Below are 17,832 nucleotides of genomic sequence, written 5' to 3'. Positions count from 1 at the left end.
CAGGACAGGGGCGGACCACCGGTCGCACGACCCGTGCGGGACGTCCGGCACCGTGGCGCCCGCACCGCCGCACCGCCCCCCAGGAGACGAGGAGTTGCCCCATGAACGCGACGGACGACCGCCACTTCGAACCCCCTCCCGGGGAACGCGTCCCGCAGCGGTTGCTGCTGGTCTGTCCCTCGGCCCGGCTGGTGGGCGCGGCGACGGCGGCGGGGTTCGCCGTACGCGTGCTCGCCGACGCGAACCGGCAGGGGGACGGGGAACAACTCCCGGTCCCGGTGGACTTCGTGGACCTGACGGACGGCACGGCCGTGGCGGAGGCGGTGGAGAGGGCGGTGCGCGAGCACCGGGCGCAGACGCTGCTGGCCTTCGCGGACGCGGTCGGACTGCCGGCCGTCACGCGGACCGCGGCCCGTCTGGGCGTCAGCCCGAACGCCCCGGACGCGGAGGCCCTGCTGGGCGATCCGGCGAGGATGCGGGCCCTGCTCAACGGCAGCCGGCGCTCCTATGTGGCCGCCACCCGAGCCCGCACCGCGCGGGAGCTGCCCGCCGCGATGGAGGAGATCGGCGCCCAGGTCACCGTGCGCCCGCTGCCCGCGTCCCCCGAGGACGGGGCCGCCGGCGCGGACGGCACGGCCGCGGAACGCTCCTACCTGGTGGAGAAGTACCTGGAGGGTCCGGAGTACGGGGTGGTGACCCTGACGGCGGACGGCATGCACCGCGTGATCGGCATCGCGGCGCTGCACGGCGCCTGGCAGCCGGGCAGCGGCTGCCTGTTCCCGGCGCTGCTCAAGGAACGGGACGAGGCCGAGACCCGCGCGGTCGTGGCGGAACTCCTCGACCTGGCCGGGTACGAGTTCGGCTTCGCCTACACCGTGGTCGTCCTCACCCCCGACGGGCCCAAGGTGGCGCGCTCCCGGGCCTGTTACCCCGACGAACCGCTGGCCTCGCTGATCGGCCTCGCGACGGGTTTCCGCTTCGAGGCCGAACTCTTCCAGGCCCTGGCGGGCAAGCCGGTCCAGCCGCCCCTGGCCCACCGGTACGCGGTCGCGGCGTCCTACCGCCTGCCGGCCGGGCGGCTGGTGGCGGTGACGGGCCTGGAGGCGGTGGCCGAGCTGCCGGGCGTGCACCAGGTCCGCTTCCCCTACACACCGGGGGACCGCGTCCCCGGCTGCGGACGGGTGGGGGAGGGCCGCGTGGTGCTGACCGCGGCGTCCGTGCAGGAGGCGGCGCGGACCGTGGCGGCGGCGGAACGGCTGCTCCGCGCCGAGGTGAGCCGGCAGACCGGCCCCGCCTGAGCCCGCCACGGAGCGACGCGGCCGCCCCGGCCGCGGAGGGAGGCGCGACCCCGCCGGACGGCTGCTGCGCCGTGCCCGTCCTGAAACGGACGTGATCCGTCCGAACCCGCCCCACGACACCGGAGCCGGCGCCGCGAGAACGTCCTGCGGACGTCCGCGGGCCCGTGTCCGTGCTCGCGGACGCACGGCACGAGAGGTGCCGCGGCCGCGCGGACCCGGGCGCCCGTGCCCGGCCGTGCCGCAGAGCCCCCGCAGCCGGGGGCCGTCCTCCCGCCCGGTCCCGGCCGGGAGCCCCCGCCGCCGCGCGACGACGCCGGGCCGCCCCTCGAGACCCGGCCCGAACGGTCCCCGCCGCGGTCGCGCCCCCTCGCCGGAGCACGGCCTTCCCGGCCGGGAGCCGCGCCGGGCGGAACCGGCCGGGAGCCGCGCCGGGCGGAACCGGCCGGGGAACGAAACAGGAACGGGACCCAGGACAGTCGAGGCGTTCATGACCCCTGGTGCGGAGCTCGCGTGGGACGTGCGAAGAGCTCACGGAAGACGCCCTCCGCAGCCGACACCGTGATCGCGACCGACAGGAGATCCCGCATGCACCCGCTGCTGCGCATCAGCGAAGAGGTGGGCGACGCGCTGGCCGAGGACCGGCCCGTGGTCGCCCTGGAGTCGACGGTGATAGCCCACGGCCTGCCCTACCCGGGCAACGTGGAGACCGCCCTCGCCATCGAGAAGGCCGTGCGGGAGGCCGGCGCCGTGCCGGCCACCGTCGGCCTGGACCGGGGGAAGTTCACCGTCGGCATGACGCCCGACGACATGGAGCGGTTCGCGGTCGGCGTCGAGGTGCCCAAGGTGTCCAGCAGGGACGTCGGCGTCGTCCTGGCGGGCGGCGGCATGGGAGCGACCACCGTCGCCTCCTCCCTGGTCGCCGCAGACCTGGCCGGGATCCCCTTCTTCTCCACCGCCGGCATCGGCGGCGTCCACCGGGGCGCGAGCGAGAGCTTCGACGTCTCCGCCGACCTGGTGCAGTTCACGCGGAGCAAGGTCGCCGTGGTCTGCGCCGGCGCGAAGAGCATCCTCGACCTGCGCCTGACCCTGGAGTACCTGGAGACCCTGGGCGTTCCGGTGATCGGCTACCGCTACGACGACTTCCCCGCCTTCTACTGCCGCTCCAGCGGGCTGCGCGTACCGAAGCGGCTGGACGACCCCGCCGACGTGGCGCGCGCGGTGCGGATGCACTGGGCGGCCGGTCTGCCGGGCGGACCGCTGGTCACCGCGCCGATCGACGAGGAGCACGCCCTCGACTCCGAGGCCATGGAGGCCGTCATCCAGAGCGCGCTGCGCGCCGCCGAGGAGGACGGCGTGCACGGGCCCGCCGCCACCCCGTACCTGATGAAGGCGGTCTCACGGGCCACCGAGGGCCGCAGCGCCGCCGCCAACCGCGAGGTGCTCATCAGCACCGCCCGCCTCGCTGGACGGCTCGCGGTCGCCTACGCCGCGACCGCCGAGCCGGAGCGGGAGGCCGCGGCATGACGTCCGCGTTCGTCTTCGACATCGACGGCACCCTCGCCGACACCCCGGGCGCCATCGCGGTGCTGATCGGCGACGTCGTCACCGGGCTCGGGGCCGCGCCCACCCACGAGGAGGTCCTCGCGACGGTCGGCAAGCCCCTGGAGGCCTCCCTCGCCCGGCTGCTGGGCGTGGACCCCGGCGACCCGGCGACCGCCGAGGCCGCCGCCCGCTACCGGCAACGCTTCGCGGGAGAGGTCCTCAGCCGCGGACCGGGCCTGCTGCTGCCGGGCGTCGTGGAGGGCCTGGACCGGATGCGGGCCGCCGGGCACCCGCTCGGCGTCGCCACCTCCAAGATCTCCTCCAGTGCCCACGCGCTGCTGCGGGCCACCGGCATCCTCGACCGCTTCGCCACCGTCGTCTGCCACGACATGGTCGAACGCGGCAAGCCCCACCCCGACATGGCCCTGCGCGCCCTGGCCGAACTCGGGGCCGAAGCCGCCGGGTCGTGGTACGTCGGCGACACCGCGACGGACATGACGACGGCTGGCGCGGCCGGTCTGCGGGCACTGGGCGTCACCTGCGGCGTCGACCGCGCCGAGACCCTGGCCGCCGCCGGCGCCGACGTGGTCGTGGCCGACTTCGCCGGGGTCACCGAGGTGCTCCTGGGCGGAGCACCGACCGCGCACCGCCCCCTTTCCACCCTCCTCGCGGACACCACCGGAGCACTGTCATGACCGTCACCTCGTCCGGCGCCACCGACCGGCGGACCGACCGCTTCACCGGCCGCATGGCCGCCGCGCTGCTGGCCCTGTCCATCGCCCAGTTCCTCGTCGCCCTCGACTACTCGATCATCTACGTCGCGCTGCCCAGCATCGGCTCCGGCCTGGACCTGCCCCCGGAGCAGCTGCAGTGGGTCGTGTCGGCCTACGCCGTCTTCTTCGCCAGCTTCCTGATGGTCGGCGGACGCGCCGCCGACCTGATCGGCCCCCAGCGGCTGTTCTTCCTCGCGCTGGGCCTCTTCGGCGTCGGCTCGCTGGCCGCAGGACTGGCCGGGGAGCAGTGGCTGCTCGTCGTCTCCCGGGCCGCCCAGGGCGTCGGCGCCGCCGGGCTCACCCCCGCCATGCTCGCCCTGATCGGCTCGGTCTTCCCGGCCGGCCCCGTGCGCGCACGGGCGCTCGCCATCTGGGGCGCCATCGGAGCGGTGGGGCTCGCCGCCGGCGTGCTCATCGGCGGCGTGCTCACCGCGGTGCTCTCCTGGCGGTGGGTGTTCTTCGTCAACGTGCCGCTGATCGCGGTCACCGTCGTGCTGGCCCTGCGGGCCCTGCCCGCCGGATCCCGCAGCGCCACCTCCGTACGGCACCTGAACGTCCCCGGCGCCGCGCTGTTCACCAGCGCGGTGCTGCTCCTGGTGGCGGCGCTCACCCAGGCGGCCGTCGCGGGCTGGACCGCCCCGTCCTGCCTCGGCTGCCTCGCCGGATCCGTCGTCCTGGGCGCGGTCTGGGCGGTGCACGACCGGCGCGGCACCGCGCCGCTCGTCCCGCCGATGCTGCTGCGGGTGCGCTCCCTGGCCGGCGGCAGCGTGATGTCGGCGCTGTACATGGCGAGCGTCGGCGCCGAGTTCTTCCTCATCACGCTCTTCCTCCAGGACGTGTGGGGCTACGGCCCGCTGGGCGCGGGCATCGCCTTCCTGCCGCTGGCGGTGAGCGTGGTGGCGGGCAACCTCGTCACCGGACGGCTCGTCGGCCCCTGGGGCATCCGCGCCACCCTCGCCACCGGCTTCGCCGTGGGCGCGGCGGGGCTCGCCCTGCTCGGCCTGGGCACGGGCGGCGGCGACTACTGGACCGCCGTGCTGCCGGGCCTGTTCGTCAGCGGCCTCGGCCAGGGCATGGCCTTCGCGGGCATGTACATCGCCGGCACCAAGGACGTCCCGGACGACGACCAGGGCACCGCCTCCGCCGTGCTGACGACGACCCAGTACACCGGTGGCGCGATGGGCCTGGCGGTGCTGGTCCTCGTGCTCGGGGACACGCCCGCCCCCTCGGCCTTCGGACACGCCTACGCGCTGACGGCCGTCCTCGCGCTGTGCGCCGCCGCGGTCGCCCTGCGGGTCCTGTCGCCGGCCGTCCCGTCCGCCGCGGGCACGGCGGGGGACGAGCGATGACGCTGCCGCGAGTCGTGGCCCCGGGCACGGGCCCCTCGGCGGACGTCGGAGGGACCCCCGTCTCCTTCCTCGTCACCGGGGACGACACGGACGGCCGCTTCGGGCTCACCGAGCACCGCCTTCCGCCCCGGGCGCCGGGAGCACCGCTGCACTTCCACCGCGAACTGACGGAGATGTTCTACGTGGCGGGCGGCGACGTGCTGCTCACCCTCGGCACGGAGCGGCGCGTGGCCGGGCCCGGCACGTTCATGATGGTGCCGCCGCACACCCCCCACTCCTTCGCCAACCCCGCCGCCGACCCCGCCACCCTGCTGGTGATGTTCACCCCGGACGGCGGCCGGGAGCGGTACTTCCGGGAACTGGGCGAACTGCTGCGGTCCTCGCCCGAGCCCACGCCCGAGACGATGGAGGAACTGGCGCGCAGGTTCGACCAGTTCCCGGTGACCGACGCACCCCCCTCCCCGGCCGGGCACCCCCTCGGCCTCGCACGACCGACCAAGTGAACTCCCCGCTGAGCAGAAGGAGATGACGACATGCCCGTGGTGACCGTGGACTGGTGGAAGGGCAACGACCGAAAGAAACGAGCCGATCTTGTGAACGAGCTGACGTCGACCCTGGCGCGCATAGCCGAGTGCCCCAGGGAGGCCGTCACCGTTCTCGTCCGCGACGTCGAGCAGGACCACTGGGGGCGCGGCGGTGTCCTCGCCGACGAACCCGCCGCGGCGGGAGCGGATCGTGCACCGGACGCGGAACAGGCCGGTTCCGCTCTCCCGGAACAGGTGTGACGCACCGCGGACGGACACGGTCGGTGGCCGGCGGCAGGACGCCGTCGGCCACCGGCCGTGTGCGGGCCGGACACCGGGCGGCAGGACGCCGTCGCGCTCCGCCCGGTGTCCCTCCCCGTGCCCGCCCGGTCCCGCGCCCGCCGGAGCGGTCCCGCCGCGGCGGAGGGCGGAGGGCGGAGGGCGACGGAGCGTCACCGCCGTCGTGGCGGGGAACGATCGCGGAAGTGGCGTGTTCCGTGCGCCGGCCGAAGCGGCGGGGGACGGGCGCGAGCGCCCGCGCCCGTCCCCCGCCGCTTCGGCCGGGCCCCCACCGGGCGGGACGACGGGCCCCGTCCCGGATGCGCTCCCCGCAGGACGATGAAGACACGTCAAGCCGCGACGGAATGTGCACGGCATGAGTCAGAATGTGACGTCGTTTACGACCGCCACGCGTTGCTGTCCGCAGAGACAGGGGCAGGGAAGGCCGTGACAGGGTTTCGTGCCGCGGCCGCACCACCCTCGCGGGAGCGAGGCGGCCGCTCGGGACCGAGGAGAGGACACACGCGTCATGGATCGCACCACGTCGATACGTTTCCGCATCCTCGGCCCCGTGGAATGCTGGGACGGGGACACCCGGGTGCACGTCGGAGGACCCGTCAGCGAACGCGTCCTGGTCACCCTGCTGCTCGAACCGCAGCGCGTGCTGCCGGTGCACCGCCTCGTCGAGGCCGTCTGGGGCGAGGACGCCCCCGCGACCGCCGCCCACCAGGTGCGCAAGGCCGTCGCCGAACTGCGCCAGCGCATCCCCGCCGGGCGCGACGTCATCGTCACCGACGGGCCCGGCTACCGCGCGGCCGTCACCTCCGGGCAGCTCGACCTCCTGCAGTTCACCGAAGCGCTGCACCGGGCCCGCGCCCACTCGGCCGCGGGACGGACCGCGGACGCCGCGGCACTGCTGCGCGAGGCCGTCGCCCTGTGGCGCGGACCCGTGCTGTCCGGCGGCGGGGGCGCGATCGTGGACGCCGCCTCCGCCGCCCTGGAGGAGCGCCGCATCACCGCCGTCGAGCAGCTCTTCGAGCTCAGGCTCCAGGCCGGGGAGAGCGCCGAGCTCGTCGCCGAGGTCCGCGAGGCCATCAGCGGCAGCCCGCTGCGCGAGACCCTGCGCGGCCAGCTCATGCTCGCCCTGTACCGCTCGGGCCGCCAGGCCGAGGCGCTGGAGGAGTACGGCACGATCCGCGCCGTCCTCGACGAGGAACTCGGCATCGAGCCCGGCGACGCCCTGCGCGAACTGCACCAGTCCATCCTGCGCAACGATCCGGCCCTGGCCGCGCCCGTCACCTCCCAGGCCGCCCCGCAGACGGTGACGGACAGTCCTTCCACCCTCCCCTACGACCTGCGCGACTTCACCGGCCGCGAGGAGGAGCTGAGCAAACTCCTCGGCTTCATCGAGGACGCCACGGGCTCCGGCCCGCTCGTCGTCACCATTGACGGCATGGGCGGCAGCGGCAAGACATCCCTGGCGGTGCGCGCCGCGCACCGCCTCGCCGACCGCTACCCGGACGCCCAGCTCCACCTCGACCTGCGGGGCCACACGCCGGGCGAGGAGCCGCTCACCCCGGCCGCCGCGGCCGAGGCGCTGCTGCGCATGCTCGGCATCCCCGGCGAGCGCATCCCCGACGACCCGGCCGGCCGCATCGCGCTGTGGCGCTCCGTCATGACCCGGCACCGGATGCTCCTCCTGCTCGACAACGTTGTTGACGAAAGACAGGTGAAACCGCTCCTGGCGTCGTCGACCGGCGCGGTCGTCCTGCTCACCAGCCGGGCCCTGCTCGTCGACCTCGACGCGGCGCACTCGGTCTCCCTGGGCACCATGGATCCCTCGGACAGCGTCGCCCTCATCGTCGGCATCATCGGCGAGCACCGGGCCGCGGCGGACCCCGAGGCCGTGGCCGAACTGGCCGATCTGTGCGGGCACCTGCCGCTCGCCCTGCGCATCGCCTCCGCCCGGTTGCGCAAGCGCCCCCGCTGGACCGTGCGCTACCTCGTCGACCGGTTACGCGACGACGTCCACCGCCTGGCCGAACTCAGCGCGGGCGAGCGCAGCGTGGAGGTGACCCTGCAGCTCTCCTATGACGGGCTGGACGCCGACTACCGCAAGGCGTTCCGGCAGCTGGGCCAGTACCCGGGCGCCGACCTGGACGTCTACACGGCGGCCGCGCTGCTCGACAGGACCACCCGGCAGGCGGAGGAGGTCCTGGAGGACCTGCTCGACGTGCACCTGGTCCAGCAGCAGGAGCCGGGCCGCTACGCCTTCCACGACCTGGTGCGCAGCTTCGCCCACATGCTGTCGCGCACCCGGGACTCCGGCGGCACCGGCGAGTTCAGCGAGGAGGCGGCCGGAGCGGTGGGCCGGCTCCTGGAGTTCTGCCTCGCGGCCTCCGACGTCGCCTGCGACCTGCTCTTCCCCGGCCGGGTGCGGACGCCGCGCCCGGCGGAGTCCTTCCGGCCCGAACTGGTGCCGCTGGCAGGCCCCGACGCCGCGCGCGACTGGTTCGAGCGCGAACAGGACAGCCTCCTCGCGGCCATCGCCCTGGCCTACCGGCGAGGACTGGACCGGGAGGTCGCCCTCCTCTCGGCGAACGTGGTGTTCCACCTGGACGCGCGCGGCAGGCTCGACGAGTTCCTGGAGCTGTGTCACACCGCCGTCGCCGCGGCACGCCGCCTCGACGAGCCCGGCCTGCTCCGGCTGAGCCTGTCCAACCTGGCGGTCTCCTGCTGGAAGCGCGGACGGTTCGAGGACGGCACGACGGCCGCGACCGAGGCCTACCGGCTCGCCGTCGAACTGGGCGACCTGCGCGGACAGGCCAAGGACACCGGGGTCCTCGGCCTGCTGCTCGCCACGATGGGCCGCTTCGACGAGGCGCTGGTGCGCCTGGAGCGGTCCATCGCCCTCAAACGCGAACTGGGCGCCAAGCGCGCCGAGGCGGAGTCCCTGTCGAACATCAGCGACGTCCACATGGAACAGGGCCGGTTCGAGGAGGCGCTCCGCACGGTGAACCGCTCGATCGAACTCGCCCACGAGCTCGGAGCCGTGGAGAAGGAGCTCGTCGGACTGAGCGACCTCGCCCAGATTCAGCTGGCCCAGAGCGACATAGGGGCCGCGGCCCGTACGCTCGCGCAGGCGCGCGACCGGGCCCCCGGTGTGCTGCCCCCGGCGGAACGAGCGGTCCAGCTCGTCCTCTCCGCGGAGACCGAGAGCCGGCTCGGGCACGAGGAGCAGGCGCTGCGCTGGGTGGAGGAGGCGCTGGCCACCAAGGGCCTCGAGGACGCCCCGGTGCGGGAGACCATGGTGTGGAACACCGCGGGACGCCTCTTCCGGCGCACCGGCGACCACCGGCGGGCGCTGGCGCTGCACCGCCGGGCCCACGAATCGGCGGCCCGGCTCGGCCACCGGGTGGAGGAGGCGTACGCCCTGCAGGGGATGGCCGACGCGCTGAGCTCGCTGGACGACACGGAGGAGGCCGTCGAGCGGGGCGCCGCCGCGGAAACCGCCTTCCGCACCATGGGAATTCCCGGCCGCCACCGGTGCGCGGACTGACGCCTGCCGCTCCACCGGGGGCGTGACGCGGCACGCGCGGAGCGGGAAGGGGCGCCCGGTCAGAGGTCAGACGACGACGAGGTTGGGTCCCTCGTCGCCGGTCGTGCCGAGGGTGCTGACGTTGGGGCCTTCGTCGCCGAGGGTGCCGAGGTTGGGGCCTTCGTCGCCGGTGGTGCCGAGGTTGGGGCCTTCGTCGCCGAGGGTGCCGAGGTTGGGGCCTTCGTCGCCGGTGGTGCCGACGTTGGGTCCCTCGTCGCCGGTCGCGTCGGTGGCGACGGCGTGGAGGCCCTCGCCGTGGGTGAGCAGGAGGGCCGGGACGAGGTTCGGGCCCTCGTCGGAGCCGGGAACGGAGAGGCCCGCCGCGGTGACGGCGCCGGCGCCGATCGCCAGGGTGAGCGCCACGGAGGTGAGGAGGCCCGCCGTCGTCCCGATGACCTTGCTGCTCATGATGCCTGCCTTCTGTCGCCGCGAGGGGAGGTGCTGACAGGAAGAAGGTCCCGCCGTGCGCTCCCGCGACGTTCCGCTTCCGTTACCGGCCCACCGGGGGCGCCGGGGAATCGCCCGGGAACAGCTCTCGTGGAAGGCGGCGGCGGACCGTCGGCCCCGTGGGCGGCCCGCGGAAGACCGTGGTCGGGGCCACCCCCGACCGCGGGGCGTCAGGCGACGGCCTCCAGGACCGTGCCGCCCTCGGCGATCGCCTCGATCCCGTCGCCGGGCGCGGTGGCGCCGGTGACGAGGGCCCGGCGTACGGTCCGTCACCGTGCCGGCAGCCGGTGCTTTCGGCCGGCACACCGGCCCGGCCTGTTCCCCGCGCAGCACGTGCACGATCCCGCGCAGGGCGGTGCGGCCGCACCACCCGGTCACCACCGGGGGCCGGCCTCCCGGGTCAAGGGGATCTGCGGTGGACGCTGACGGCGTAGCCGCCGCCTTCGTAGGGATCGGCGTCCCACGTGGCGAAGCGGTCGACGAGCGTGAGGCCGGCCGCGGCGCAGCAGGCGTCGTACTCCGGCAGCGTGATCGTGGGCGGCACGGGCAGGTGGGCGGCGTCCAGGCCGAAGCCCGCGGCCAGCAGGCCGCCCGGACGCATGGCCGCGGCCAGCCGGGCGACGACGGTGGCTTCCGTCCCGGGGGTGAGGAGCGGGAGGACGTTACCGGCGGCGACCACGACGTCGAAGCCCGCGGCGATGCCGAGCGCGGCAGGATCGAACTCGGCGAGATCGACCTGGAAGAAGGGCAGGTGCGGCGCCTCGGCTCGTGCCACGTCCAGCATCGAGGCGTCCAGGTCGATCCCCACGCAGTCGTACCCGAGCTCGGCCAGCCGGATCATGACCCGCCCGGTGCCGCAGCCCGCGTCCAGCACCCGGGCCCCGGCGGGTGCCAGGGCGGCGCAGAAGGACGCCTCGCCGTGCACGTCCTTCCCGCTGCGGGCCAGCGCCTCGAAGCGGGCGGCATACGCGCTCCCTGAGGTCCCACCGGTCAGTTCCTGCCAACGACTCATGAGACCGACTATAGGTCGGCCGTAGGCCGGCCACGGCTCAGCCGCAGGCCGACGGGTTGACAGCACGTTCCGTACCGGCCGCCCTCGCGCTCACGGCCGGCCGCCGGCAGTTGTGCACCGCTCGGCGCCGCGTCGAGCGGATGCCCCGGTCCCGCCGCGCCGAGCAGAGACGCGCTGCCTTCGCCCCCGGCCACGCGCGTGGCCGGTCCGGTGCCCTCCACCCGGTGTGCCGGCACGGGGGTGTGGCGTGGCGTGACGCCGGCGGGGGACGCACGGAAGCGTCCCCCGCCGGCGCGGGCGTCAGACGGCGCCGGCGGCCGGGACCGCGGCGCCCCCGGCGGCCGGCTGCGGGTGCACGCAGTGCCAGCGGTGGCCGTCCGGGCCGTCGGAGGCGGGCGGGAACACGGTGGCGCAGGCGTCGTCCGCCTTCCAGCAGCGGGTGCGGAAGGGGCAGCCGGACGGCGGGTTCGTCGCCGAGGGCACCGGGCCGTGCAGCACGATCCGCTCGGGGCGCTCCAGCAGGCTGGGCGTGGCCGAGAGCAGGGCCTCGGTGTACGGGTGCCGGGAGTCGCCGGTGACCTGCGCCGAGCGGCCCTCCTCCACCACGCGGCCGAGGTACAGCACCGCGATCCGGTCGGACAGGTAGCGCACGGTCTGCACGTCGTGGGAGATGAAGACCATCGCCAGGCCGAGCCGGTCACGCAGGTCCACCAGGAGGTTGAGGATCTGCGCGCGCACCGACACGTCCAGGGCGCTGGTCGGCTCGTCGGCGACGATCAGCTCCGGCTCCAGCGCCAGCGCGCGGGCGATCGCCACCCGCTGGCGCTGCCCGCCCGACAGCTGGCCGGGCAGCGCGCCCAGGGTGTGCCCGGGCAGGCCCACCAGGTCCAGCAGCTCCTCGACGCGCGCCTCGCGCTCGGCACGGGTGCCGCGGGCGTGGACGTCCAGCGGGTCGCGCAGGATGCGGCGGACCGGCAGGCGCGGGTTGAGCGCGGTGGACGGGTCCTGGAAGACCACTCCGACACTGGCTCCGAAGTGGCTGCGGCGTTCCGGGGCCGGCATCTCCCACAGGTCCTGGCCCTTGAAGTACACCCGGCCCTCGGTCGGCCGCTGGAGCCCGGTGACCACCCGGGCCAGGGTGGACTTGCCGCAGCCGGACTCGCCGACCAGCCCGAGGATCTCGCCGCGCCGCACCTCCAGGGAGGCGTCGGTCAGGGCGTGCACGGCGTCCCGGCGCAGGATGCCGCCGCTGCGCGCCCTGTGCCGGACGTGGATGCCGTCGAGCCGGACGAGCGGGTCCGTCGTGGTGTTCTCGGTGGCGGTCATCGGGCGCCCTCCAGCGGTTTGGCCGACGGGCGCACGGGCGCCGGGTGGTGGCAGGCGAACAGGTGGTCGGGCGCACCGTCGCGGTCGGTGGCGGGCGGCGGCGTGGTGGCGCACAGCTCGGTGGCGGCGGTGCAGCGCGAGGCGAAGCGGCAGCCGGACCCGAAGGACTTGGGCGCGGGCACGACACCGCGGATCTGGTGCAGCCGCTCCGCGCCCGCCTCCAGCGAGACGACGGAACCCAGCAGACCCCGGCTGTAGTGGTGCGCCGGGTCGGTCAGCAGGGAGCGGGTGTCGCCGGCCTCCGCGACCTGGCCCGCGTACATCACCGCGACCCGGTGGGCGAGATCGCCGACCAGGGCGAGGTCGTGGGAGACCAGGACCATCGCGAAACCGAGTTCGTCGCGCAGCTTCACCAGCAGCTCGACGACCTGGGCCTGCACGGTCACGTCGAGCGCGGTGGTCGGCTCGTCGGCGATCAGCAGCCGCGGGCTGCGGGAGAGCGCCATGGCGATGAGCACGCGCTGGCGCTGGCCGCCGGAGAGCTCGTGCGGGTAGCTGCGCAGGGTGCGCTCGGGGGAGAGGCCGACCAGTTCGAGCAGCTCCGCCGGGGTGCGGGTGCCGCCCCGGGAGGTGAGCCGCTTCAGCTGGGTGCCGATCAGCACCGACGGGTTCAGCGACGACATGGCGTCCTGGTAGACCATCGCGATCTCCGGGCCCATCAGCGCCCGGCGTTCCTTCGGCGACAGCTTCAGCAGGTCGCGGCCCCGGTAGAGGATCTCGCCCGACGCCTCGGCGTTGCGGGCCAGCAGACCCATGATCGCCAGGCTGGTGATCGACTTGCCGCAGCCCGACTCGCCGACCAGTCCCAGGGTCTCGCCCTCGCGGACGGTGAAGGATATGCCGTCGACGACGCGGGTGTCGCCGTAACGGTCGGGGAAGCGGATCGACAGGTCGCGCACGACGAGCAGGTCGGGGGCGTCGTCGGGCAGCGGCCGGACGGCCGGTCCGGTGGCCTCGATGCGGCGGGCGAGCTCGGTGAGCGCGGCGTCGGCGGCGGCACGGTCCGTGGCGGGCTCGGCGGCGGCGATCTTCTCGACGGTGTCGCCGCCGTCGGCGCGGGCCTTGTCCGGGGAGGCGGCGGCGTCCGTCATGCCTTCCGACAGGACGTTCAGCGCGAGCACCGTGACCAGCAGGCACAGGCCCGGGAAGAGGGTGGCCCACCAGCCGCCGGACAGCAGGATCTGCCGGCCGTAGGCCAGCACGCTGCCCCAGCTGGGGTCGGGGTCCTGCACGCCGGCGCCGATGAAGGACAGGCTGGCCTCGAAGATGATCGAGTCGGCCACCATGACGGTCGCGAAGACCAGGACCGGCGCCGCGCAGTTGACGGCGACGTGCCGGGCCACGATGTAGTGGCGGCGGGCGCCGATGACCTGCTCCGCGGCGACGTAGTCCTCGCCGTACTGCTCCAGCACGTTGGCCCGGACGACGCGCGCCAGTGAGGGGGAGTAGACGAAGGCGATGGTGAAGATGATGACCGGGAGACTGGGGCCGAACACGGCGACCAGCACGGCGGCCAGGGCGATCGGCGGGAAGGACATGACGACGTCCAGCGTGCGCATCACCGACTCGTCGGCGAACTTGCGCGAGGTGGCCGCCAGGGCGCCCAGGGCCGAGCCGATGGCCAGCGCGAGGAGGGTCGCGCCGAAGCCGATGACGAGGGAGTAGCGGGCGCCGTGCACCACGCGGGCGAACACGTCGCGGCCGGCCCGGTCGGTGCCGAACCAGTGGTCGGCGCTCGGCGGCTGGGCCGGGGTGCCGGTGGCGAGCGGGTCCTGGGTGAGCAGGGGTGCGAAGACCGCGCCCAGGACGACCACCAGCAGGACGCCGAACGCGATGCGCGAGGGGAGGGGCAGGCGACGCAGGCGGGTACCGGGCCGGAGCCGCTCGGCGAGAGAGCGTGGGGCGAACATCACACCGTCCTGATACGCGGGTTGACGAGCAGGTAGAGCAGGTCGACGATGACGTTGACCACGAGGAAGGCGATGGCGATCGTGAGGACGGTGCCCTGGACCAGACCGACGTCGCCTCCGTTGACGCCTTCGAGGATCAGCTTGCCCATGCCGGGCAGGTCGAAGATCGCCTCGATGACGACGGCGCCGCTGAGCATGTAGCCCACCTTGACGCCCAGCACGGTCAGCGGGGTGATCAGCGAGTTGCGCAGCACCGACCGGATGATCATGAACGGCGGCAGGCCGCTGCCGCGGGCGGTGCGCACGTAGTCCCGGTCGAGTTCGGCGACCATCGAGGTGCGGATCAGCCGGGCCAGCGAGGAGGCGACCGGCAGGGCGAGGGCCAGGGCGGGCAGCGCGAGGCTCTCCAGCCAGCCGGAGAAGGAGTCGGCCGGGTTGACGTAGCCGCCGGTCGGGAAGACCGGCATGTTCAGCGCGAACTGCTGGATGAGCAGGACACCGAGCCAGAACGAGGGCAGCGCGATGCCGACCATCGACAGCACCCGGAAGACCTGGTCGGGCCAGCGGTCACGGTGGACGGCGCTGAGGACGCCGAAGACCAGGGCCAGCACGATGGCCAGCGTGAGGCCGAGAAGCGTCAGCTGGAGGGTGAGCGGAAACGCGGTGGCGATCCGGTCGGTGACGGGCTGGCTGGGGGCCATGGTGACGCCGAGGTCCCCCTGGATCAGATCACCGAGGAAGGCGACGTACCGGACGGGCAGCGGGTCGTTGAGGCCGTTCGCCTCGGCGAACGCGGCACGCGCCTCGGGACTCGCGCTGTCGCCGAGGGCGTTGTACGCGGGGTCGGCCGGCGAGAACTGCAGGACGACGAAGACCAGCAGGGCGATGCCGAGGATCATCACCGGCATCATCGCGACGCGGCGCAGCGCGAGCCGGAGAAAAGCAACCATCGTGGGTTTCCTAGCGATTGGGGCGGGGGCCGCCACCCGTCCAGGAGCGGCGGCCCGTCGGCCTGGGCGTGCGGGTCAGGCGCGGCCGACGTCGATGAAGGACAGCCCGGTGGTGGGCAGCGGCTTGAACCCGGTGAGCGCGCCCTCACGCCACGCGGTGGGCAGCTTGCGGTGCAGGATCGGGTACAGGGCGGCCTCGTCGGCGACCGTGTCGGTGACCTGTCCCCACAGGGCCTTGCGCTTGGCCTCGTCGGGTTCCGAAGCGGCCTTGTCCAGCAGCGACCTGACCTTCTTGTAGGCGGGGGAGCCCGCCCAGCCGTAACGCTTCTCCGGCCAGAAGCCGTAGTAGAACCAGCGCAGCAGCAGGTCCGCGTCGTTGCCGAAGACGGACGGGTCGCCGGGGGCGGCCAGGGCGTCGAAGCCGCCCTGGTCGATCTTGGCGTACTGCGCGGGCGACTGCTGGATGTCGAGCTTGACGTCGACGCCGATCGCGTCCCAGCTCTCCTTGATCAGCGGCGCGATGTCCTTGATCCAGCCGTTGTCGGTGAGCAGCAGGGTGAAGGAGAGCTTGCGCACGCCCGCCTCGGCGAGCAGCTTCCTGGCCTTGGCCGGGTCGTGGCTGTAGACCGTGGCGGCCTTGTGGTAGTCGGGGTGGGTGGCCGGCACGTACCCGGTGGCGGCCTCGGCGTTGCCCAGCAGGGCGGTGGAGATGATCTTCTCGGTGTCGAGGGCGTAGTGCAGCGCCTGGCGCACCCGCTTGTCGGCGAAGCGCTTGTCCTTGGTGTTGAACATCAGGAACAGCAGGCCGAAGGACTGGACGGACTCCACCTTGTCCTTGCCCGTGATGCCCGCGACGTCGATGTAGGGCACGTCCTCGATCGCCTGCACGCGCCCGGACTTGAGCGCGCTGACCCGGGCCGACGGGTCGGAGATCAGGTGCCAGACCATCTTCTTGGCCTTGGCGGGGTGCGGTCCGTTGTACTTGTCGTACGCCTCCATGACGATCTTGTCCTCGCGGACCGCCGACACGAAGCGGTACGGACCCGAGCCGACCGGCTTGGCGTCGAAGGCCTTGGCGTCGGCGCCGGCGATCTTCTTCGGCACGATGCGCACCACGGAGATGCGAGAGGGGAAGAGCGCGAAGGCGTACTTCAGCTTGAACTCGACCGTCGACCGGTCGACGGCCGTCACCTGGTCGATGAAGGGCACGAACTGCGCCATGAGGGAGGCGTTCTTCGGGTCCAGGACGCGCTCGAAGCTGAACACCACGTCGTCGGCGGTCACCGGCGATCCGTCGTGGAAGGTGGCACCCTTGCGGAGGGTGGCCCGGTAGGTGGTCGCGTTGATCTTCTGCGGCATCTCGGTGGCCAGCGTCGGCCGGGCGGCGAGCGTGGCCGGGTCGAGGTCCACCAGGCCCTCGAAGATGTGCATGTTGGCGGCGAACGGGGTCGCGCCGGAGGTGATCATGGGGTCGAAGCCGGTGGAGAGCGGGTACGAGAGTCCGGCTTCGATGGTGTCGGTGCTGCCTCCCGAACCGCTGGAGTCGTCACCGGTGCTGCCCGGTCCGCCGCAGGCGGACAGGCCCGCGGTGATCGCGGTCGCCACACCGAGGGCGCTGGTGTATCTCATGAAGGTGCGGCGGTCGACGCCGGATGCACTGCGCGGGGACAAGGAATCCTCCTGGCGGGGAGTCATGACGGGCGAGGATACGGAATGGCTGGTTCTGCACGAAGGACTGGCGTGAACGTATCGCTTCGTGAATGCATCAGACGTCTGATGTCTGATGCTTGATAGCGTGGGAACGTAGTCGGGCAAGGGAGAGGGGTCAAGAGGTGGCGGTGGGACAAAGGGCGATTCAGCGGACTGTGTCCGAACCAAGAGCGGTACGCCAGCCGTTGCGACAGGAGGTCGTGGACGGCATCAAGTCGTACATCCTGCGCAACGAACTGCGCCCTGGCGACCCGCTGCCGACCGAGCCCGCGCTGTGCGAGGCCCTCGGGGCCAGCCGCTCCAGCGTGCGGGAGGCCATCCGGATTCTCACCGCCCTCGACATCGTCGAGGTGCGGCACGGTCACGGCACCTATGTGGGCAGACTGAGCCTGTCCGCCCTGGTGGAGAGCCTCACCTTCCGCGGTCTGCTCAGCCCGGACGACGACTTCCAGGTGATGAGCGACCTCATCGAGGTCCGCGAGCTGTTCGAGCGGGGGATGGCGCAACAGCTCGTCGAGGCGCTCAGCGAGGAGCAGATCGACCGGCTGGAAGGGCTCGTCGACGACATGCGCCGGGCCGGCGCCGGCGAGGGGCACGGCTTCGTGGAGGCCGACCGCGCCTTCCACACGCTGCTCCTGGCCCCCCTCGGCAACGCCCTCATCGGGCAGTTGTCCACGGCGTTCTGGGACGTCTACGTCATCGTCGCGCCGCACCTGGACGTCTTCACGCACGAACACGAGGCGGCCACCATCGCCAACCACCAGCGGATCGTGGACGCCGTGCGGGACCGCGACCCCGTCGAGTTCGCGGCGGCCCTGAGCGAGCACTACGAGCCCGTCCGGCAGCGCATCGCGGAGGCCCGGGCGCGTCGCTGAACCCGGTCCTTCCACGGCGGAGGCAGCCCCGGTGGCGGGGCTGCCTCCGCCGTGTCGTGACGGGCCGCCGGCCGCCCGCGGGAGGAGCGGGCCGGTGCGGCGGGGTACTTGACGGTCGCCCGCCCCGGTCCTTAGGGTCCCAGGACAGCAGACATCAGACGTCTGCTCTCAGTTCCCGT

The 17,832-nt window shown here is 73.6% G+C and carries 14 protein-coding genes; 8 read left to right on the top strand and 6 right to left on the bottom strand.

Features of this window, described 5'->3' with window-relative positions:
* The first annotated feature begins 101 nt into the window (after window positions 1-101).
* The 7 genes from C1708_RS05630 (at window position 102) to C1708_RS05600 (ending at window position 9,324) form a co-directional block, all read left to right on the top strand.
* Window positions 102-1,298 (top strand): ATP-grasp domain-containing protein, encoded by a 1,197-nt coding sequence (locus C1708_RS05630; protein WP_106411614.1) that lies wholly within the window; start codon window positions 102-104, stop codon window positions 1,296-1,298.
* A gap of 585 nt (window positions 1,299-1,883) precedes the next feature.
* Entirely contained in the window at window positions 1,884-2,822 is a 939-nt protein-coding gene (locus C1708_RS05625) for a pseudouridine-5'-phosphate glycosidase (protein ID WP_106411613.1), read from the top strand.
* A complete protein-coding gene (locus C1708_RS05620; protein ID WP_106411612.1) occupies window positions 2,819-3,535 on the top strand; it encodes an HAD family hydrolase in 717 nt (238 codons plus the stop codon). The genes C1708_RS05625 and C1708_RS05620 overlap by 4 nt, the downstream gene beginning before the upstream one ends.
* Complete coding sequence (locus C1708_RS05615; RefSeq protein WP_106411611.1) at window positions 3,532-4,962, top strand: MFS transporter; 1,431 nt, start codon at window positions 3,532-3,534, stop codon at window positions 4,960-4,962. Before C1708_RS05620 ends, C1708_RS05615 begins: the two co-directional genes overlap by 4 nt.
* On the top strand, window positions 4,959-5,465 hold the full coding sequence (locus tag C1708_RS05610) for a cupin domain-containing protein (protein WP_106411610.1): 507 nt from the start codon (window positions 4,959-4,961) through the stop codon (window positions 5,463-5,465). Before C1708_RS05615 ends, C1708_RS05610 begins: the two co-directional genes overlap by 4 nt.
* Window positions 5,466-5,495: 30 nt before the next feature.
* Window positions 5,496-5,747, top strand: a complete 252-nt coding sequence (locus C1708_RS05605; RefSeq protein WP_106411609.1) for a tautomerase family protein — start codon at window positions 5,496-5,498, stop codon at window positions 5,745-5,747.
* A gap of 547 nt (window positions 5,748-6,294) precedes the next feature.
* Window positions 6,295-9,324 (top strand): AfsR/SARP family transcriptional regulator, encoded by a 3,030-nt coding sequence (locus tag C1708_RS05600; RefSeq protein WP_106411608.1) that lies wholly within the window; start codon window positions 6,295-6,297, stop codon window positions 9,322-9,324.
* 66 nt (window positions 9,325-9,390) lie between these two features.
* Here C1708_RS05600 and C1708_RS05595 read toward each other — a convergent pair whose 3' ends face one another.
* From C1708_RS05595 to C1708_RS05570, 6 genes are all read right to left on the bottom strand, one after another.
* A complete protein-coding gene (locus C1708_RS05595; protein WP_106411607.1) occupies window positions 9,391-9,771 on the bottom strand; it encodes a hypothetical protein in 381 nt (126 codons plus the stop codon).
* A gap of 439 nt (window positions 9,772-10,210) precedes the next feature.
* Window positions 10,211-10,822: a class I SAM-dependent methyltransferase gene (locus C1708_RS05590; RefSeq protein ID WP_106411606.1), complete on the bottom strand. Its 612-nt coding sequence runs from the start codon at window positions 10,820-10,822 to the stop codon at window positions 10,211-10,213.
* A 300-nt stretch (window positions 10,823-11,122) separates the two neighbouring features.
* Complete coding sequence (locus tag C1708_RS05585; protein ID WP_106411605.1) at window positions 11,123-12,148, bottom strand: ABC transporter ATP-binding protein; 1,026 nt, start codon at window positions 12,146-12,148, stop codon at window positions 11,123-11,125.
* Window positions 12,145-14,118, bottom strand: a complete 1,974-nt coding sequence (locus C1708_RS05580) for a dipeptide/oligopeptide/nickel ABC transporter permease/ATP-binding protein (RefSeq protein ID WP_106411604.1) — start codon at window positions 14,116-14,118, stop codon at window positions 12,145-12,147. Before C1708_RS05580 ends, C1708_RS05585 begins: the two co-directional genes overlap by 4 nt.
* Window positions 14,118-15,068 carry an ABC transporter permease gene (locus C1708_RS05575; RefSeq protein ID WP_106411603.1) on the bottom strand — a complete coding sequence of 317 codons (951 nt, stop codon included), beginning with the start codon at window positions 15,066-15,068 and terminating at the stop codon, window positions 14,118-14,120. Before C1708_RS05575 ends, C1708_RS05580 begins: the two co-directional genes overlap by 1 nt.
* 75 nt (window positions 15,069-15,143) lie before the next feature.
* Window positions 15,144-16,763 carry an ABC transporter substrate-binding protein gene (locus C1708_RS05570; RefSeq protein ID WP_106411602.1) on the bottom strand — a complete coding sequence of 540 codons (1,620 nt, stop codon included), beginning with the start codon at window positions 16,761-16,763 and terminating at the stop codon, window positions 15,144-15,146.
* A gap of 137 nt (window positions 16,764-16,900) precedes the next feature.
* On the opposite strand from C1708_RS05570, the gene C1708_RS05565 reads away from it, so the two are divergent.
* Complete coding sequence (locus tag C1708_RS05565) at window positions 16,901-17,653, top strand: FadR/GntR family transcriptional regulator (RefSeq protein ID WP_106411601.1); 753 nt, start codon at window positions 16,901-16,903, stop codon at window positions 17,651-17,653.
* Window positions 17,654-17,832: the final 179 nt, after the last annotated feature.

Source organism: Streptomyces sp. DH-12 (genome assembly GCF_002899455.1).
Taxonomy (GTDB): Bacteria; Actinomycetota; Actinomycetes; order Streptomycetales; family Streptomycetaceae; genus Streptomyces.
Note: the sequence above shows the minus strand (reverse complement) of the source record. Positions and strands in the feature narration are given on the sequence as shown.